Below are 16349 nucleotides of genomic sequence, written 5' to 3'. Positions count from 1 at the left end.
ACCATCCCCTCCCCGAAAGGACCCTCCGTGACAACCGCCGCACCGTCCGTGCACGCCCGCGAGCTCTCCGACGCCCCCGACTGGTGGCGCCAGGCCGTGGTGTACCAGGTCTATCCCCGCAGCTTCGCCGACACGAACGCCGACGGCCTCGGCGACATCCCCGGCATCACCTCGCGCGTTCCGTACCTGGCCGAGCTGGGGGTGGATGCCATCTGGCTCAGTCCCTTCTACCCGTCCGACCTCGCCGATGGCGGCTATGACGTCGCCGACTACCGCGACGTCGACCCGCGGCTGGGGACCCTGGCCGACATGGACGAGTTGATCGCGCAGCTGCACGCCCACGGCATCCGGGTCGTGGTCGACATCGTGCCCAATCACACCTCCGACAAGCACGCGTGGTTCCAGGAGGCGCTGGCCGCCGGCCGCGGCTCGGCCGCGCGCGAGCGGTACATCTTCCGCGAGGGCACCGGTCCCGACGGCTCGGAGCCGCCCACCGACTGGGTCTCGGTGTTCGGCGGCCCGGGATGGGAGCGCGTCGCCGACGGCCAGTGGTACTTCCACAACTTCGACGTCTCGCAGCCCGACCTGAACTGGTCGAACCCCGAGGTGCGCGCCGACTTCGTCGAGACCCTGCGCTTCTGGAGCGACCGCGGGGTCGACGGGTTCCGCATCGACGTCGCGCACATGCTGACCAAGGACCTCAGTGAGCCGTTGCCCTCGCGCGCCGAGCTCGAGGCGCGCCCGATCGACGGTTCGCACCCCCTGCTCGACCGCGACGACGTGCACGAGGTGTACGCCGAGTGGCGCGCCGTGTTCAACTCGTACGACCCGCCCCGCACCGCGGTGGCCGAGGCCTGGGTGCACCCCTCGCGCGTGCCGCTGTACGCGAGCGCCGACAGCCTCGGGCAGGCGTTCAACTTCGACCTGCTCGAGGCCGACTTCGACGCGGGGCAGTTCCGCCGCATCGTCGCCGACAACCTCGCGCTCGCCGCCCGCTCGGGCTCGTCGACCACCTGGGTGCTGTCGAACCACGACGTCGTGCGCCACGCCACGCGGTACGGCCTGCCCGACGCCGAGCGCGGCGCCGACGGACGCCCGACGCTCAAGCACGGCAACGAGTGGCTGCTCTCGGGCGGACGGACGCCGACCCTCGACGCCGCGCGCGGCGAGCGACGCGCGCGCGCCGCGGCGCTGTTCGTGCTCGGTCTACCGGGATCGGCATACCTGTACCAGGGCGAGGAGCTGGGCCTGCACGAGGTCGCCGACATCCCCGACGACCAGCGCCAGGACCCCACCTTCTTCCGCAGCCCCGGTGTCGATCTCGGGCGCGACGGATGCCGGGTCCCCCTGCCGTGGACGGCGTCGGGCGCGGCATTCGGTTTCGGCGAGGGCGGGGCGCACCTGCCGCAGCCGGAGTGGTTCGGGCCCGCGGCCGTCGACGTGCAGGACGACGACCCCGCCTCGACGCTGTCGCTGTACCGTCGCGCACTCGACCTGCGGCACGAGCTGCAGACCGACGAGCAGCTGGAGTGGATCGAAGGGACGGCGCCGGCCGTCGTGGCGTTCGAACGCCCGAACGGCTGGGCTGTCGTGACCAACTTCGGCACCGAGCCCGCAGCGCTGCCCGCGGGCGAGGTGCTGCTGTCGAGCGGCCCGCTCGCCGGCGACACGCTGCCGAGCGAGACGACGGTCTGGATGCGACGCGCCTGACCCCCGCGGAAGCCCCGGCGCCCTCGAGCGCGGGGGCTTCCCCGCGTCCGTCGTTGACGCCCTGGCCCCCGGCATCCGCCCGCTTCACTCACCGACTGTCCGAAACACCCGGACGGATTTCAAAACGTCCCGGGTGTTCTGGACACTCGACGCCACCTGGCGCCGTGCACGCTCCGCGCGATCTCCCTGCCCCGCGCACTCTGCCCGCTCCGCCCGCCCCACGCACCGACTGTCCAGAACACCCGGACGGATTTTGAAACGTTCCGGGTGTTGTGGACACTCGACCCCGCCCCCGTGCGCTCACGGGCGACGGATCGAGTCGCGGATCACCACCGGCATCTCGACGAGGTGCTGCCCCTCGGGCGGTCCGTCCGGTGCGAGCAGGAGCTCGACGGCGCGGCGTCCCATGTCCTCGTGGGGGAGGCCGATCGTCGTCAGCCCGGGGCGGAGGTACGCGGCGAGCTCGTCGTTGTCGAACGACACGAGCGACACGTCCTCGGGGACGCGCAGGCCGGCATCCCCCAGAGCCTGGAGGGCGCCGAACGCGAGTCGGTCGTTCAGGCAGACGATCGCCCGCGGACGCATCCCCTGCGCGAGCAACCGGGCGGTGAACTCGTAGCCGGGGGCGGGCTCCCACAGCCAGATCGACTCCTCGTGCAGAAAGGTCGCTTCCGCGTCGGCCATCGCGGCGGAGATCCCGCGCACGCGCGCCGCCACCGTGGCCGAGCGGAACAGGTCGCGTTCGGCCTCCGCGTCGTAGCCGAGGAGCAGGATGCCGTCGCGGATCCCCGCCTCGAGGAGCAGCTCGATCGCCCGGCGGCCACCCGTCTCCTCGTCGGGCAAAACGCTGCAGCGGTGCAGGTCGTTCGTGGCGTTGAGCATGACGGTGCGCAGCCCCGCGGGCAGGCGCGGGACGAAGGTCTCCCGCGCGCGCATCGAGGCGAAGATGATGCCGTCGACCTGGCGGTCGAGCAGGGCGGAGACGGCCTCGGCCTCGCGCTCGGGCTCGCCGCCGGTCTCGGCCACGAGCACGACCTGACCCGCGGCCTCCGCCGCCCCGAGCGCGCCCTTGATGAGCCCGCTCGCGAAACGGGTGGTGGCGACGAGGTCGGACACGAAGCCCACGGTGTGCGAGGTGTCGGTGCGCAACGCCCGCGCCGACATGTTGGGCCGGTAACCGAGCTCCGCCGCGGCGGCGTGCACGCGCTCATGCGCGTCCTGCGACAAGCGCGTGTCGGGGCGTCCGTTCAAGATCATCGAGGCCGCTGCGGGCGACAGCCCCGCGCGTCGGGCGACGTCGGCCAGCGTGACCCTCTTGCCCATCGGTGCCCCCGTTCTGCGGCGTCGGCGCCGCGGTCACGATCTTCGCAGCGATCTTGACAGCACCCCGCGCGTCTGCGTAAATGATCGTGCTAAATCCTTTCAGCACAGGTTAGCGCACCAGAAGTCCGCCGCCGGAACAGCCCGAGCGCCGGCACGCAGCACAGACGAAGGAGTCGACATGAACACCCGTATCCCCCGCCGTCGTCGAGGGGCATCCCTCGCCCTGCTCACGATCGCGGGGCTCGCCGGCGCCGCACTCACCGGGTGCGCACCCGGAAGCGCGGCCCCCACCGCGCAGAACGACGTCGAGGTCAACACCGAGCTCACCAGCGACCCCGTCCAGCTCACGATCGCCGACGAGACGGGCTTCCCGGTCACCGACAAGCTGACCGAGGAGTTCACCAAGCAGCACCCGAACGTCACCTTCACGATCAACCGCGACACGTTCCAGAACCTCACCGCGAACGCCCCCAAGCTCCTCGCCAGCTCCACCCCGCCCGACCTCATCCGCCTCCCCACCCTCGGCGACACGGTGCGCGACGGACTCGTGGCCAACCTCGACCCCTACTTCGACGCCTACGGCTGGGATGCCTGGCCGGCGTCGCAGCTCGCCCCGCTGCGCATGACCGACGAAGGCGTTCGCGGATCGGGGTCGCTGTACCAGCTCGGTCTCGGGTACAGCATCACCGGTATCTACATGAACACCACGCTCGCCGACCAGCTCGGCATCGACGCCCCGCCGCAGACGCTCGCCGAGCTCGAGGAGGACATGGCGAAGGCGAAGGCCGCCGGCATCCTGCCGATCATGGCGGGCGACAAGGACGGCGTCGTCAACTTCGTGGTCCAAGCCGCGATGAACCAGTACGTCGACAAGGATCAGTTCCTGTCGTGGATGTTCAACGAGCCGGGTGCGCGCTACGACGAGTCCGGCAACGTCGAGGGCGCCGAGCTCGTCCGCAAATGGGCGGATGCCGGGTACTTCCCGTCCGACATCAACGCGATCGACTACTTCACCTTCACCAGCCGCTTCTCGGCGGGCGAGGGCCTGTTCACCTTCAACGGCAACTGGGAGGCGGCGAATTACCAGAAGGCGCTCGGCTCCAACGTCGAGTTCTTCCTCGTGCCGCCGGCCGAGGCCGGGGCCGACCACGTGGCGATGGGCGCGGCGAACTCGTTCTCCGTCGCGGCGAAGTCCCCGCACCTCAACGAGATCGTCTACTTCCTCAACTGGGTGCACACCGATCCCACCGCGCGCCAGATCATCGTCGACGTCACCGGTGCGTCGCCCGGCGGCGACCCGGCGCAGGAGCTGCCGACGGTGGAGGCCGGATCCCTCATCGAGAACGCGCTGAAGATGTCGGCGCAGATCGGCGCCGAGAACGGCCAGGTCGACTTCATGGCCAACACCACGGCGGGTATCTACGCGGGTTCGATCATCCCCGAGTCGCAGCTGCTGGTGACCAGCCAGATCACCGGCCAGGAGTTCGTCGACCGCGTGCAGAAGTTCTACGAGAGCGAGGTCGGGGAGTAATGACCGACCGTGCGGTCGCCGTTGCGGCGGCCCCTCGACAAGGCGACGACGCCTCCTCGGCGACGGCGACCGCACCCGTTCGCCGGGCCGCTGCACGCGCAGTGGCCCGGCGGGCGACCCTCGCGGGCTGGCTGCTCCTCGTCCCCGCCCTCGCGTTCTACGTCGGGTTCGTCGTCTGGCCCCTGGTGCAGGGCGTGCAGTACTCGTTCTACGACTGGAACGGCATCGGCGTCGCCCGCTGGGTGGGCGTCGAGAACTACTTCACGGTGTTCACCGACCCCGACCTGCTCGGCGCGATCCGCAACGCCTTCGTCCTCATCGCGTTCTTCACGTTCATCCCCGTCGGCCTCGGCCTGGTGCTGGCCACGCTGATCCGCGGCATCCGGTACAAGGCGTTCGCCGCCACCGCGCAGACGGTGCTGTTCCTGCCGCAGATCATCCCGCTCGCGGCGGCCGGTATCGCGTGGTCGTGGATGTACGCCCAGACCGGGGCGGTCAATCAGATCCTCGGCTGGGTCGGGCTCGGGTGGATCACCCGCCCCTGGCTCGCCGACTACGGCACGGCGCTGCCCGCCGTGGGGCTGATCGGGTCGTGGGTGCTCACGGGCCTGTGCACCGTGCTGCTGCTCACCGGTCTCGGCAAGATCGACGTCTCGCTGTACGAGGCGATCCGTCTCGACGGTGCCGGGTGGTGGCGCGAGTTCTTCACCATCACGCTGCCCGGTCTGCGTCAGGAGATCGCGGTGCTCGTCACCGTGACCGTGATCGCCGCCCTGTCGAGCTTCGACATCATCTACACCTCGACCCAGGGCGGCCCGGGCCGCGCGACCCTCGTGCCGGGCCTGTCGATCTTCCGCATCGGCTTCACCCAGAGCGACGTGGGCCTGGCCTCGGCCTTCGGCATCGTGCTCATGGTGCTGGTGCTGATCGTGGTGCTCCCCATCCAACGTCTTTCGAGAGCGAGCGACTCGTGATCGCCAGCCGCACCGAGCGCGTCCTCGGCATCCTCCTGCTCAGCGTCGCCGCGATCGTGACGCTTCTGCCCCTGATCAGCATGTTCTCGGCGGCGCTGCAGCCCGCCGACCAGAACCCGACCGGCCTGACGTGGCCGACCGACCCGCAGTGGGGCAACTTCGCCACCGCCTTCGAGACCGGTCACGTGTGGCAGCTCATGGGCTCGAGCCTGGTCATCGTCCTCGGGGTCGTGCCGTTGAGCCTGGTCGCCGCCACCCTGGCGGGCTTCGCGCTGGGTTCGCTCCAGGTGCGCTTCGGGCGCGGCATCCTGGTGTTCTTCGTCCTCGGTCTGACGATCCCCTTCGAGGCGCTCATCATCCCGCTGTACTACCAAGCGCAATCGATGGGCACCGTGAACACCCCCTGGGCGGTGATCTTCCCGCTCATCGGGCTCTACATGCCGTTCGGGGTGTTCTGGATGCGCGCGCACTTCGTCAACGTGCCCCGCGAGCTGTCGGAGGCCGCGCGCGTGGACGGGGCGTCGCTCTGGCGCGAGTTCCGCAGCATCCAGCTGCCGCTGGCGGCGCCGGCTCTCTCGGCCCTGGCGATCCTGCTGTTCATCTGGACGTGGAACCAGTTCCTGCTCCCGGTCGTGCTCATCGCCGACCCGCTGCAGCGCACCGTCGCCGGCGCCCTGACCTTCTTCCAGGGGCAGTACTCGCTCAGCATCCCGCTGCTCAACGCCGGAGCGCTCATCATCATCACGCCCGCCGTGCTGCTGTTCCTCGTGTTCCAGCGCCAATTCATCCGCGCCCTCGTGCAGGGCGCGGTCAAGGGCTGATCGCCCGCATCCCTCGAAACGGATCTCATGACGTTCACGCTGCCCGACCACTGGGTCTGGGATTTCTGGCTCGCCCGTCACGGCGACACCCACCACATGATGTTCCTCCAGGCGCCGACGAGCCTGGGCGACCCCGACCTGCGCCACCGCAACGCCAGCGTCGGCTACGCCACGAGCGACGACCTGCGCTCGTGGACCGTGCACGGCACGGTGCTGGAGCCCTCCGGCGGTGATGCTCCGGATGCCACGGCGACGTGGACGGGCAGCATCGTCGGGGCGGATGCCGACTGGCGCATGTTCTACACCGGCTCGCGATTCCTGCGCGACGGCGAGATCACGAACGTCGAGACGGTGCTCGCGGCATCCTCCACCGACCTGGCGACGTGGGTGAAGGATCGCGAGGTCGTCGTGGCCGCCGACGCGCGGTGGTACGAGACGCTCGACGCGGGCACGTGGCACGAGGAGGCGTGGCGCGACCCGTGGGTGTTCGCCGACCCCGACGGCGACGGGTGGCACATGCTCGTGACCGCCCGCGCGCGCGAGGGTGTCGAGCGCGACCGCGGGGTCATCGGCCACGCGTGGTCGCGCGACCTGCACCAGTGGGAGGTGCGCCCGCCGCGCAGCACGCCGGGCGCCGGTTTCGCGCACCTCGAGGTCCCGCAGGTCGTGCAGATCGAAGGCCGGTGGGCGCTCGTGTTCTCATGCGACGCGACCCACCTCGCGGGCGACCGCGCCGGTCAGGCGGGAGGGATCTGGGCCGTCGCCCTGAACGACCCGCGCGGTCCCTATCCGGTGGAGCAGGCGTCGCTCGTCGCCGACGAGCGCCTCTACAGCGGCCGGGTCGTCGCCGACGACGCCGACGGGCGGGCCGTGATGCTGGCGTTCGAAAACGTCACGACCGACGGCGCGTTCGTCGGCACCCTGTCCGACCCCCTGCCGCTGCGGTGGGACGGCGACCGCCTCGTCGTCGCGGAGGTCGTCCGATGACCGCGGTGCAGGGCGTCGTCGCCCCCGGTTTGGAGTCGGTGGGCGAGGCCTTCGCCGCCGCGTTCGAGGGACTGCCCGAGATGGGTGCGGCCCTCGCCGTCCGCGTCGACGGGCGCCCCGTCATCGACGTCTGGGGCGGTACGGCCGACAGCCGTGACGGCCGACCCTGGGAGCGCGACACGCCCTCGGTGGTGTTCTCGTGCACGAAGGGGCTCATGTCGATCCTCGCCGCGCGCCTCGTCGAAGAGGGGCGGCTCGATCCGGATCGTCCGCTGGCCGAGCTCTGGCCGGAATTCGGGGCGCACGGCAAGGACCGGGTGAGTGTCGGCGACGCCCTCGCCCACCGGGCGGGCGTCTCGGCCCCGCGGGTCGACGTTTCGCGCGCGCAGCTGCTCGACTTCGACGCGATGACGCGGATCGTCGCCGCGCAGGAACCGCTCTGGGAACCCGGCGCCGGCTGGGCGTACCACGCGCTCACGCACGGCTGGCTGTCGGGCGAGATCGTGCGGCGGGCGGGCGGCGTCGCCCCCGGTGCGGCCTTCGCCGCCATGGCCGAGGCCGTGGGCGGCGGCGCGTGGCTCGGGATGCCGAGCGAGGTCGCGGCATCCGTGGCGCACCTGCGCGTGGGGCCGACGCTCGCCGCCCTCGTCGCGCGGCAGGCGGCCGAGCGAGAGCCCGGCGCGATCGACTGGCTGGACCGGGCGATGACGCTCGGCGGTGCCCTGCCGACCACCCTGGTCACCGCCGACGACGGATTCAACGCCGACGACGTGCGCGCCGCCGTCATCCCCGGCGCGGGAGCCGTGGCCACGGCGCGGGCCGTCGCGGCGATGTGGTCGGCCACGGTCGTCGAGACCGACGGCCTCCGTCTGCTCCACGACGACACGCTCGACGCGGTGACGCGCGAGCGGACGGCGGGTGCTCCGGTCTTCGCCGCGCCGGCGCCATGGCCGCGGTGGGCGGCCGGGTTCCAGCTCGACTCCGACGCGCGCCGCTACCTCGGACCGACGAGCTTCGGCCACGACGGGGCGGGCGGTCAGGTCGCCTTCGCCGACCCCGCGGCCCGGGTCGGGTTCGCGTTCGTCACGAACTGGATGGAGGCCGACGACCCCCGCGCCACGCGCATCGTCGACGCCCTCCGCGCGCTGGTCTGACCCCCGCGCGAGGCGCCAGGAACCGTCGCCTTCAGACGTCGGGAAGCGACGACTCCTGGCACCTCACGCGCGGGTGCGCGCCCAGACGCCGTCGCGCTGCTCGATCGCCCCGGCCGCGGCGAAGGCCTCGAGCCATCCGCCCATCGGCCATGACCCCCACCGCGCGTGGAAGGTCGCGCCGTTGCGGAGGATGTCGTCGAGGTGCTGCCACGGCGGAGAGGACACCGGATGCCACTGGTGGAAGGCATCCGCCCCACCCACCCACCGCATCTCGACGTCGGCGGCGCGCGCCGTCCACGCGAGGTCGGTGTCCTCGGCGCCGTAGCCCTGGTAGCCGGCGTGGAAGCCGCCGATCCGATCCCACGTCGCGGGGGTGACGGCGAACGACAACGACCAGAACAGGTCGTACTCCTCGCGCGACGCCGCTCGCGTCGCGCCCGGCGCGAGAGCGGGCCGCGCGCGGTGCGGGCGCGCGAGGAAGGGCAGGTCAGCGGCGGTTTCAGGGCGCTGGACGCTCGCGAGGTACGTGACCGCTCCGGCGAGGATCGCGTCGGGGTGGGCGCGAGCCGCGGCGCGGTAGGCCGGCAGCAGCTCCGCGCCCGGGAGGCAGTCGACGTCGAGGAACACGAGCAGCTCGGCCCCGGCCTCGATGGCCGCGGCGGCGGCTCGATTGCGCCCCTCGCCCACGCGCATCCCGTGCGGCCCCGGGGGGACGTGCAGCGTGAGGGTGCCGGCATCCGGGATGCCGTCCGGCGGCGTCTCATCGAGCCAGGCCTCCACCCGCACGATGTCGGCCGCGACCTCGGCGAGTACGCGGCGCTGACGCGCGAGGTGCTCGGCGCGCGCGCGGGACGCGACGGTGATCACCGCCGTCTTCACGGCAGCACCGCTTCGACGGCGGCGGCCATGCGCTCGGCGCCTCCGGCGACCTGCCAGCGGGACCAGTCCGGCTCGTCGTCGGCCGCGGCCTCGACGAGGGCGACGAGCCCGTCCGCCGTGACCATTGTGTCGGCCCGGCGTGCCAGTCCCCACCGCTCGAGGGCGTCGGCGGTGTGCGCCTGCTCGTCGAAGGGTCGCTCCTGCGCGATGACCACCGCGCGCGCGTGCGCGGTCGCGAGATCGGCGACGCTGTTCTGCCCGGCGGCGCTGACCACCACGGTGCTGCGCGAGATCAGCGGCCAGGGATCGTCCACGCGCGAGGCCGCGTCGTGACCGACGGCCGTCACGTCCCATCCGCGGTCGCGCAGGCGTGCCGAGGCCTGCTCGCGCACGGTGTCGTCGAGCACGCGCCCGAGCACGAGAACCGAGCGCTCGGCGCGCACGCCCTCGGGGGCGCGACCGTCGTGCCGCGAGATCCCGCCCGTCCACACGACGCGGTCCCCGTGCGCCGACAGCCCCGCGGTCGGCACGGCCCCGTGCGCCCAGGGCGCGACGATGCGGTCCGCCAGGGCGTACGCGAGGGCGTGCGGGGCATCGGTGCGGGCGCCCGGTTGGGTCACCGCGACGGTGCGCAGGCCCAGCAGACGCGCGAAGGCGACCACCTCGGCGCTCACGTCGACGACGAAGGCCTGGAGATCCCGCGTGACGGATGTCGCGGCGATCGTCGCGAGACGCGCACGGTGGCCGGGGTGCCCGTGCGGGGCCCAGTGCAGGTGCCCGCGTACGGTCGGATCGCCGTCGCGCGGATCGTGCAGCGACCCGTCGGCGCCCTCGAACTCGTCGGCGTCGGGGGGCAGTTCCACCCACTCGATGTCGGCCGGCAGGGTCGTGGGCCGCGGCATCGACGAGAACGCCACGACGGGCGAGCGCAGGTGCGGCTGCACCGCCAGAAACCGAGCGACGTGGCCGTAGCCGTGGTGGTGGACGTACCAGCCGATCACCACGCCACCGCCGGCGCGCGCCGCGCCAGGACCGGCTGCGCGGTGTAGGCGAGTACGCGCTCCACCTCGCGATAGCGCTGGGCGAGGGAGTGCTGCCGCACCGCGGCGCGGCGGGTCCACACGCGGGTGAGCGGCTCCTGCGCCCCCTCGGACGCCAGCCGGGCGGCGGCCCTGGCGAGCGCGATGACGTCACCCGGCATGACCGTCGCCGATCCCGGCATCCCGCTGAGCACTTCCGCCACGCCGCCGATGTCGAACGCGGCGACGGGAGTGCCCGTGGCGAGCGCCTCGGCGATGACGAGCCCGAACGGCTCCTCCCACATGGGCGTCACGAGCGCGACGGCCGACGATCCCACGAGCCGGCACAGGTCGGGCTGTCGCAGGGGGCCGACGTAGCGGGCGTGGGCGCCCAGGCGCGGCACGATCTCCTGCTCGAAGTAGTCGACGTCACCGATACGGCCGGCCAGCCGGATGTGCGCCCCGGCCTCGCGTGCCGCCTCGATCGCGAGATGAGGGGCTTTCTCGGGGACCACGCGGCCCGACCACACCCATGACGATCCGCCCGTCCCACGGGTCCACTGATCGGTGTCGATGCCGTTCGGGAACACGAACGCGTCCACGCCCTCGACCGACCACGCGCGCGCGGTCGCCTGGCTCACCGCAACGAAGCGGTGCGGGCTGTCGCGTACGTCCGCGGCGGCCTCGAGCATCGGCTCCAGGGGAGGGGTGTGCAGCGTCGTCACGACCGGGATGCCGGCTTCCCGGCTCCATCTGATGGGGGCAGGATGCAGGCTGTGGTTGTCCACCACGTCGTAGAGGTGGCGGTCCGCGATGAGGCGTTCCAGGGCCGCGTCGTAGGCGGCGTCGACCGCCTCGGCGTACCCCGCGGGGTAGTCGGTGTCGGACGACTCCTCCGGGCGCGTCCACTCGGGGGTCGGGAGGCGGAACTCGGGCACGTCGCCCAGGAAATCCGATCCGTCGGCCGCGCACAGCGTCACCTCGTGCCCGCGCGCCCGCAGCCATCTCACGCGATCCCACACGCAGGCTTCGAGGCCACCGGCGTGCGGCTGGCGCAGGGCGTACCGCGAGGGCGCCACCACCAGCACCCGCAGTGTCTTCCGGTCCCGCATCACGCCGCCTCCTCCGTGGTCATGGCGCGTCGGTAGAGCGCGAGATGCGCGGCGCGCACGGCATCCCGTTCCTCGAGGCGCGCGGTGCGTCGGCGTTCGATCTCGGCCGCCCGCCGCGGCGAGCCGGGTGCCGACCACGCCGCGTCGGTGGCAGCAACGATCGCCCGCGCGAGGGACACGGGCTCGCCGAGGTCGAAGCTGTGGAAATCGGCCGGGTGCTGGGCCGCGATGTGCCCGACGCGCGTGCCGATGACGGGCACGGCGAGGTCGTAGCAGAGCTCCGCCCAGCCCGACTGCGTGCCGTGGCGGTAGGGCAGCAGGCACGCGTCGAGGTCGGCGAGCCAGCGCGAGAGCGCCTCGTCGTCGAGCCGTCCGCCACGCTCGACGGTGACGCCCTCGGCGTCGCGCGCGAGCAGATCGATGGATGCCGCCGCCTCCGCGTCGCGGACGTTCTCGTTCATCCGCACGACGGCTTCGATGCGCGCTCCCTGGGCCCGCAGGTCGGCCACGGCGCGCACGAGCGTCGCGGTGGTTCCCACCCCGTCGATGTTGGGGCGAAGATCGCGCAGGTGCACGCCGATGCGCGTCACGTCGTGGGCGGTGCCCGTGGGGCGGGGAGCCTCGGCGAGCAGGGTCGGATGGGCGATCACCGTCGGTCGACGCCCGGTGAGCGCGAAGACCTCGTCCCCGGCCGTCCCGGTCAGGGTGACCAGCTCGTCGGCCGCCTCGGCCAGCACCGCGAGCGAGGCGCGGTGGGTGTCCTGCGAGAGCACCTGCGGGTTCTCGAGATCGTGCACCGTGTAGACCAGCGGCCGGCCCAGCGATCGCAGCGTCGCGACCGTCGAGGAGAGCTCCTCGGGCGTGTACGACTCGATGCCGAAATGCACGTGGACCAGGTCGAAGTCCGCCGCGTTCTCCCGCAGCCACTCCGGGAGGAGGATTTGCGGCGGCCACCACTGCCCAGCCGGGGCCCCCGGGGGAGGCGGATCGGCGAGCAGGAGCACGTGCGCGGGATCCGCGACGGCGGTGACGTAGGGGTGCGCCGCGGGGACGGCAGCGACCCGGACCGGGGGGACGGTGCTGGTGACGATCTTCTCTTCCTCCTCGTGCAGGCGTGCGTGACGGTGCGTGTACCGCATCGCCAGGCACATCGCAATGCAACGGGGCGGTTGGGACGACGATGACACCGACGGATACGTTCACATCATGGGTGGCGAGATGGCGCGGCTGGGAAGCCTTGCGGACCACGGCGAAGCGGTGATAGCGCGCCGGGCCCACTACGCCGAGTTCTTCGGAGACGCGCCGCCGCCCACCGGCTACGGCCTCGTCGTGGGCAACTGCCAGGCGGCATCCCTGCGCCTCGTGGTCTCCTCCGACGCCCTCCCGACGGTGCGCATGCCCGCGGTTCATGAGCTGTCGGCCGACGACGCCGCGCGGCTGCACGACCTCCTCCGCGAAGCGTCGTTCCTCGTCAGCCAGCCGATTCGCGACGACTACCGGGGCCTTCCGCTGGGCACGGCGCAGCTTCGGGCGTCTCTCGCGCCGACGGCCCGCGTCGTCACGGTCCCGGCCGTCCGCTTCGCGGGTCTGCACCCGTTCCAGGCGGTGCTGCGCCTGCCCGACTTCCCCGAGGATCCGCCGCTGGTGGCCTATCACGACGTGCGGACGGTCGCCGAAGCCGCGCACATCGACATCCCCGGCGCCCTCCCGCCCACCGCGGTGCACGAGATCGCCGAGGGCTCCCGTGCCGAACTGCGCCGCCGCGAGGCGCGCGGGCTCGACATCGTGGCATCCGACCTGTTCGATCCCGTCGTTGAAGACCTCGCGCGAACGGTCAATCACCCCGGCAACGCGCTGTTCCTCCCGCTCGGCGAGCGCATCGTCTCCGCTCTCGGCGCACCGGGCGGTGCCGTCGATCCGGGGCGTCCGATCCTCGCTTCGGTACGCGCGCCGCTCGAGGACTGGGTGGTCGACGCCTGGAACATGGATGCCGCGCCCCGACCCGACTGGATCGTCGCCGGGGAACCGCTTGCGGCCGAGACCGTCCGCGAGGCCCACCTCGCGTACTACCGGGAGCGTCCCGCACTGCTGGCCGCCGTCGTCGACCGCATGGCGCCGCTGATCGCGACCTGGGCGGCCACCGCATGAACCTTCCGACCCCGGATGCCGCACCCCCGGTGCTCCTCGTCCACCCCGGGCCGCACGGGGTCGCGGTGTACGCGCGTGACATCGCCGCCGAGGTGGTCCGCCTGCAGCCCGGCACCCGCATCGCCACCCCCGATGCGCTCGCCGCGCTCGCTCCCGGAACGCCCGTGCACGCTCACGTGACCGACCGTCTGTGGGGCGCCTCGCCCGAGGAGGCGACGCGTACCGTCGTGGCGCTGGCCGCTCGGCATCCGCTCACCGTGACCCTGCACGACGTGCCGCAGGCGTCCGACGGAGAGCGCAACCGGCCCCGTCGTCGGGCGTTCTACCGTGCGGTCAGCGAGGCGGCGCGCGCCGTCGCGGTCAACAGCGCCCACGAGAGCGACCTGCTCCGCGAGGAGGACGTCTGGGGCGGGCCCGTGGCCGTCGTCCCCCTGCCGGTCGACGAACGTCCGGCGTCCCGCGCCTCCTCCGACGACGCCGTCGGCGTGCTCGGCTACTTCTACCCCGGCAAGGGCCACGACGAGGCGCTCGCCGCCGCCGTCGCCGCGGGCGTTCCGCGACTGACGGTGCTCGGGCGCGCGTCGGAGGGGCACGCGGCCGACCTCGAGACCTTCGTCCACCGAGCGGATGCCGCCGGCGTCGCCGTCGAGGTCACCGGTTGGCTCGACGACGCCGACATGGCCGCGCGCGTCGCCCGCGTCGCGGTGCCCGTCATCGCCCATCGCCACGTGTCGGCGTCGGGATCCCTCACCTCGTGGATCGGCTGGGGCCGCCGTCCGGTCGCCGTGCGCAACCGCTACGTCGACGAAATGGCGCGGCTGCGGCCCGGCACCCTCAGCGTGGTCGAGCCCGACGCGCTCGCCGACGCGATCTCCGTCGCCCGCGCCGACGCGACCACGACGTGGCACGGCGTCGCCCCCCTCCCGTTCGGCCGCGCCGAGGCCGCTCGCGCCTACCTGCGCTGGTGGCGCGAGGTCGCGTCGTGAGCGCCGACGTCCCGGACGGCTGGAACGACCGGATGCCATGGGTTCCGGGCAACCGGTGGGATCTGGTGTCGCACCTCGACCCGGAGCCGCCGAGGGTCTCCGTCATCGTGACCCACTTCGCGCAGCCGCGCGAGCTCGCCCGCACGCTCGCCGCTCTCTCGCGCCAGGACCATCCAGCCGACCGGCTCCAGATCGTCGTCGCCGACGACGGATCGCCTGAATCGCCCGTGGTGCCCGACGGTGTCCGCCTCGTCCGCCAGGAGGACCGCGGCTTCCGCGCGGCCGCCGCGCGCAATCTGGGGGCCTCGGTCGCCACCGGCGACGTGCTCTGCTTCCTCGACGCCGACACGACACCCGAACCGGGCTACGTCCGCTCGATCACACGACTGCCGGCACTCCTGCGGGAGGCCGTGACGGTCGGGCGCCGTCGTCACGCGGATCTCGCCGGCGTACCGGTCGATGCGCCGATCGCCGAGGTCGCCCCGTCCCTCGAGCTGCCCGAGCCCGCCTGGCTGCAAGACACCTACGCGGACAGTGGCGACCTGCTCCACGCCGACGACCGCTCCTACCGTTATGTCATCAGCGCGGTGCTCGCCTGCTCCCGCGCGTTCTTCGACGAGGTCGGCGGCTTCGACGAGACCTTCTCCGCCTACGGGGGAGAGGACTGGGAGTGGGCGCACCGCGCGTGGCAGGCCGGCGCCGTCCTCGCTCACGTCCCGGATGCCGTCGCCTGGCACGACGGACCGGACTGGGCCGGTCGCGACGACCGCGACCGGGCCGCGGAGGGCAACCGCCAGAGCCTGCAGCTCGCGCAGCTCATCCCGGTCGACGGGTCCGCCGGCCGCGGCCTGCTCCCGCGCACGCCCGACCTCGAGGTGCGCATCCCGGGGGAGCTGACCCTCGCCGCCGCCTTCGTCTGCGTCGACTCGATCCTCGCCGCCTTCCCGCGGGCGACGGTGACCCTGGATGCCATCCCCCCGGGCACGGCGCTCGGGACCGACCCGCGTGTCCGCGAAGGCGGGTCCTCGCATGATGCGCGCGTGACGCTGGAGCTCGATGTTCCCGTCGTCGTCATGCAGGACTCCTCCCTTCCGGCGGCCTTGGCGCTACTGGGCGAGGGCGACGTCGGCACCGTGCAGGTGACGACGAGCGAGGGCGTGCGGATCGGCCGGGCACAGAACCGACGTGCGCGTCGACGCGCACGTCGGTGGTCCGACGAGGGCGGTCTCGCCACCCGAACCGTCGCGGTGGAGGGCGTGCACGTGCTCCGCCCCGAGCCGCACGTTGAGGCATGGGTCGGAGGGTGGGGAGCGCCGGAACGGTTCGTCTGACGACGCCCGTCCCTCCTTCACCGGGCGGGGCTGGACTCGGCGACACGCCCGGGCGGTGCCGTCGATTCGACGGTGGCGTGGTTCGGGCGTAACTTATTACTTGTTCGCCCCACAGGGGAGAGCGGAGCGGCCGGAAGGCCCCGCAGCCCCTCAAGTGACGAACCGCCCCCAACATCAGTGCTTGAGACTTTTCAGTCTCTGGTCTACAGTTGGGGTTCTGCCGTTCGGCACACATCCAAATCTGCTTCTTCGGAGTGGTTTTGTCGTGTGCGGGTGGCGTAGGTAGTGAACTGCCTCACGGGTAGGTCGAGATGACTGTTTCTGTGGGTGCGTCCGTTCCTTGAGAACTCAACAGCGTGCACTTGTCAAATGCC

14 protein-coding genes are annotated in these 16349 nt (G+C 72.4%); 9 read left to right on the top strand and 5 right to left on the bottom strand.

The features are described from left to right. Positions 1 to 27 precede the first annotated feature (27 nt). Complete coding sequence (locus B0B15_RS00070) at positions 28 to 1710, top strand: glycoside hydrolase family 13 protein (RefSeq protein ID WP_076672725.1); 1683 nt, start codon at positions 28 to 30, stop codon at positions 1708 to 1710. Between the two features lie 300 nt (positions 1711 to 2010). On the opposite strand, the gene B0B15_RS00065 is transcribed toward B0B15_RS00070, so the two are convergent. Then, on the bottom strand, positions 2011 to 3033 hold the full coding sequence (locus B0B15_RS00065; RefSeq protein WP_076672724.1) for a LacI family DNA-binding transcriptional regulator: 1023 nt from the start codon (positions 3031 to 3033) through the stop codon (positions 2011 to 2013). Positions 3034 to 3211: 178 nt separating this feature from the next. Between B0B15_RS00065 and B0B15_RS00060 the strand changes: the two genes are divergently transcribed. Genes B0B15_RS00060 through B0B15_RS00040 form a run of 5 tightly spaced genes read left to right on the top strand, consistent with a single transcriptional unit; the run spans position 3212 to position 8500 of the window. Further along, on the top strand, positions 3212 to 4564 hold the full coding sequence (locus B0B15_RS00060) for an ABC transporter substrate-binding protein (protein ID WP_076672723.1): 1353 nt from the start codon (positions 3212 to 3214) through the stop codon (positions 4562 to 4564). Next, positions 4564 to 5538 (top strand): carbohydrate ABC transporter permease, encoded by a 975-nt coding sequence (locus B0B15_RS00055; protein WP_256334110.1) that lies wholly within the window; start codon positions 4564 to 4566, stop codon positions 5536 to 5538. The genes B0B15_RS00060 and B0B15_RS00055 overlap by 1 nt, the downstream gene beginning before the upstream one ends. Further along, the gene (locus B0B15_RS00050; protein WP_076672722.1) at positions 5535 to 6359 is read left to right on the top strand and encodes a carbohydrate ABC transporter permease; all 825 of its coding nucleotides are present in this window, start codon (positions 5535 to 5537) and stop codon (positions 6357 to 6359) included. The genes B0B15_RS00055 and B0B15_RS00050 overlap by 4 nt, the downstream gene beginning before the upstream one ends. 27 nt (positions 6360 to 6386) lie before the next feature. Then, positions 6387 to 7346, top strand: a complete 960-nt coding sequence (locus B0B15_RS00045; protein WP_076672721.1) for a glycoside hydrolase family 68 protein — start codon at positions 6387 to 6389, stop codon at positions 7344 to 7346. Next, on the top strand, positions 7343 to 8500 hold the full coding sequence (locus B0B15_RS00040) for a serine hydrolase domain-containing protein (RefSeq protein WP_076672720.1): 1158 nt from the start codon (positions 7343 to 7345) through the stop codon (positions 8498 to 8500). Before B0B15_RS00045 ends, B0B15_RS00040 begins: the two co-directional genes overlap by 4 nt. A 63-nt stretch (positions 8501 to 8563) precedes the next feature. Here the strand turns inward: B0B15_RS00040 and B0B15_RS00035 are convergent, their stop codons facing one another. Genes B0B15_RS00035 through B0B15_RS00020 form a run of 4 tightly spaced genes read right to left on the bottom strand, consistent with a single transcriptional unit; the run spans position 8564 to position 12649 of the window. After that, entirely contained in the window at positions 8564 to 9379 is an 816-nt protein-coding gene (locus tag B0B15_RS00035) for a glycosyltransferase family 2 protein (protein ID WP_076672719.1), read from the bottom strand. Then, positions 9376 to 10380 carry a glycosyltransferase family 28 protein gene (locus B0B15_RS00030; RefSeq protein ID WP_256334109.1) on the bottom strand — a complete coding sequence of 335 codons (1005 nt, stop codon included), beginning with the start codon at positions 10378 to 10380 and terminating at the stop codon, positions 9376 to 9378. Before B0B15_RS00030 ends, B0B15_RS00035 begins: the two co-directional genes overlap by 4 nt. Further along, entirely contained in the window at positions 10377 to 11510 is a 1134-nt protein-coding gene (locus B0B15_RS00025; RefSeq protein ID WP_218641716.1) for a glycosyltransferase, read from the bottom strand. Before B0B15_RS00025 ends, B0B15_RS00030 begins: the two co-directional genes overlap by 4 nt. Continuing rightward, positions 11510 to 12649, bottom strand: a complete 1140-nt coding sequence (locus B0B15_RS00020; RefSeq protein WP_176776529.1) for a glycosyltransferase — start codon at positions 12647 to 12649, stop codon at positions 11510 to 11512. The genes B0B15_RS00025 and B0B15_RS00020 overlap by 1 nt, the downstream gene beginning before the upstream one ends. Positions 12650 to 12716: 67 nt before the next feature. On the opposite strand from B0B15_RS00020, the gene B0B15_RS00015 reads away from it, so the two are divergent. Genes B0B15_RS00015 through B0B15_RS00005 form a run of 3 tightly spaced genes read left to right on the top strand, consistent with a single transcriptional unit; the run spans position 12717 to position 15975 of the window. Continuing rightward, complete coding sequence (locus B0B15_RS00015) at positions 12717 to 13658, top strand: WcbI family polysaccharide biosynthesis putative acetyltransferase (protein ID WP_083708782.1); 942 nt, start codon at positions 12717 to 12719, stop codon at positions 13656 to 13658. Next, positions 13655 to 14644, top strand: a complete 990-nt coding sequence (locus B0B15_RS00010) for a glycosyltransferase family protein (RefSeq protein WP_076672717.1) — start codon at positions 13655 to 13657, stop codon at positions 14642 to 14644. Before B0B15_RS00015 ends, B0B15_RS00010 begins: the two co-directional genes overlap by 4 nt. Continuing rightward, positions 14641 to 15975 (top strand): glycosyltransferase family 2 protein, encoded by a 1335-nt coding sequence (locus tag B0B15_RS00005; RefSeq protein WP_256334108.1) that lies wholly within the window; start codon positions 14641 to 14643, stop codon positions 15973 to 15975. The genes B0B15_RS00010 and B0B15_RS00005 overlap by 4 nt, the downstream gene beginning before the upstream one ends. The last annotated feature ends 374 nt before the right edge of the window (positions 15976 to 16349 follow it).

This window comes from Microbacterium sp. RU1D, assembly GCF_900156435.1.
Classification (GTDB): domain Bacteria; phylum Actinomycetota; class Actinomycetes; order Actinomycetales; family Microbacteriaceae; genus Microbacterium.
The sequence above is the reverse complement of the archived record's forward strand: the minus strand, read 5'-3'. Positions and strand labels throughout refer to the sequence as shown.

Coding starts and splice junctions, on each gene's coding strand:
- B0B15_RS00065 (WP_076672724.1), bottom strand. CDS start 3,033: ATGGGCAAGAGGGTCACGCTGGCCGACGTCGCCCGACGCGCGGGGCTG.
- B0B15_RS00060 (WP_076672723.1), top strand. CDS start 3,212: ATGAACACCCGTATCCCCCGCCGTCGTCGAGGGGCATCCCTCGCCCTG.
- B0B15_RS00055 (WP_256334110.1), top strand. CDS start 4,564: ATGACCGACCGTGCGGTCGCCGTTGCGGCGGCCCCTCGACAAGGCGAC.
- B0B15_RS00045 (WP_076672721.1), top strand. CDS start 6,387: ATGACGTTCACGCTGCCCGACCACTGGGTCTGGGATTTCTGGCTCGCC.
- B0B15_RS00040 (WP_076672720.1), top strand. CDS start 7,343: ATGACCGCGGTGCAGGGCGTCGTCGCCCCCGGTTTGGAGTCGGTGGGC.
- B0B15_RS00025 (WP_218641716.1), bottom strand. CDS start 11,510: ATGCGGGACCGGAAGACACTGCGGGTGCTGGTGGTGGCGCCCTCGCGG.
- B0B15_RS00020 (WP_176776529.1), bottom strand. CDS start 12,649: ATGCGGTACACGCACCGTCACGCACGCCTGCACGAGGAGGAAGAGAAG.
- B0B15_RS00015 (WP_083708782.1), top strand. CDS start 12,717: ATGGGTGGCGAGATGGCGCGGCTGGGAAGCCTTGCGGACCACGGCGAA.
- B0B15_RS00010 (WP_076672717.1), top strand. CDS start 13,655: ATGAACCTTCCGACCCCGGATGCCGCACCCCCGGTGCTCCTCGTCCAC.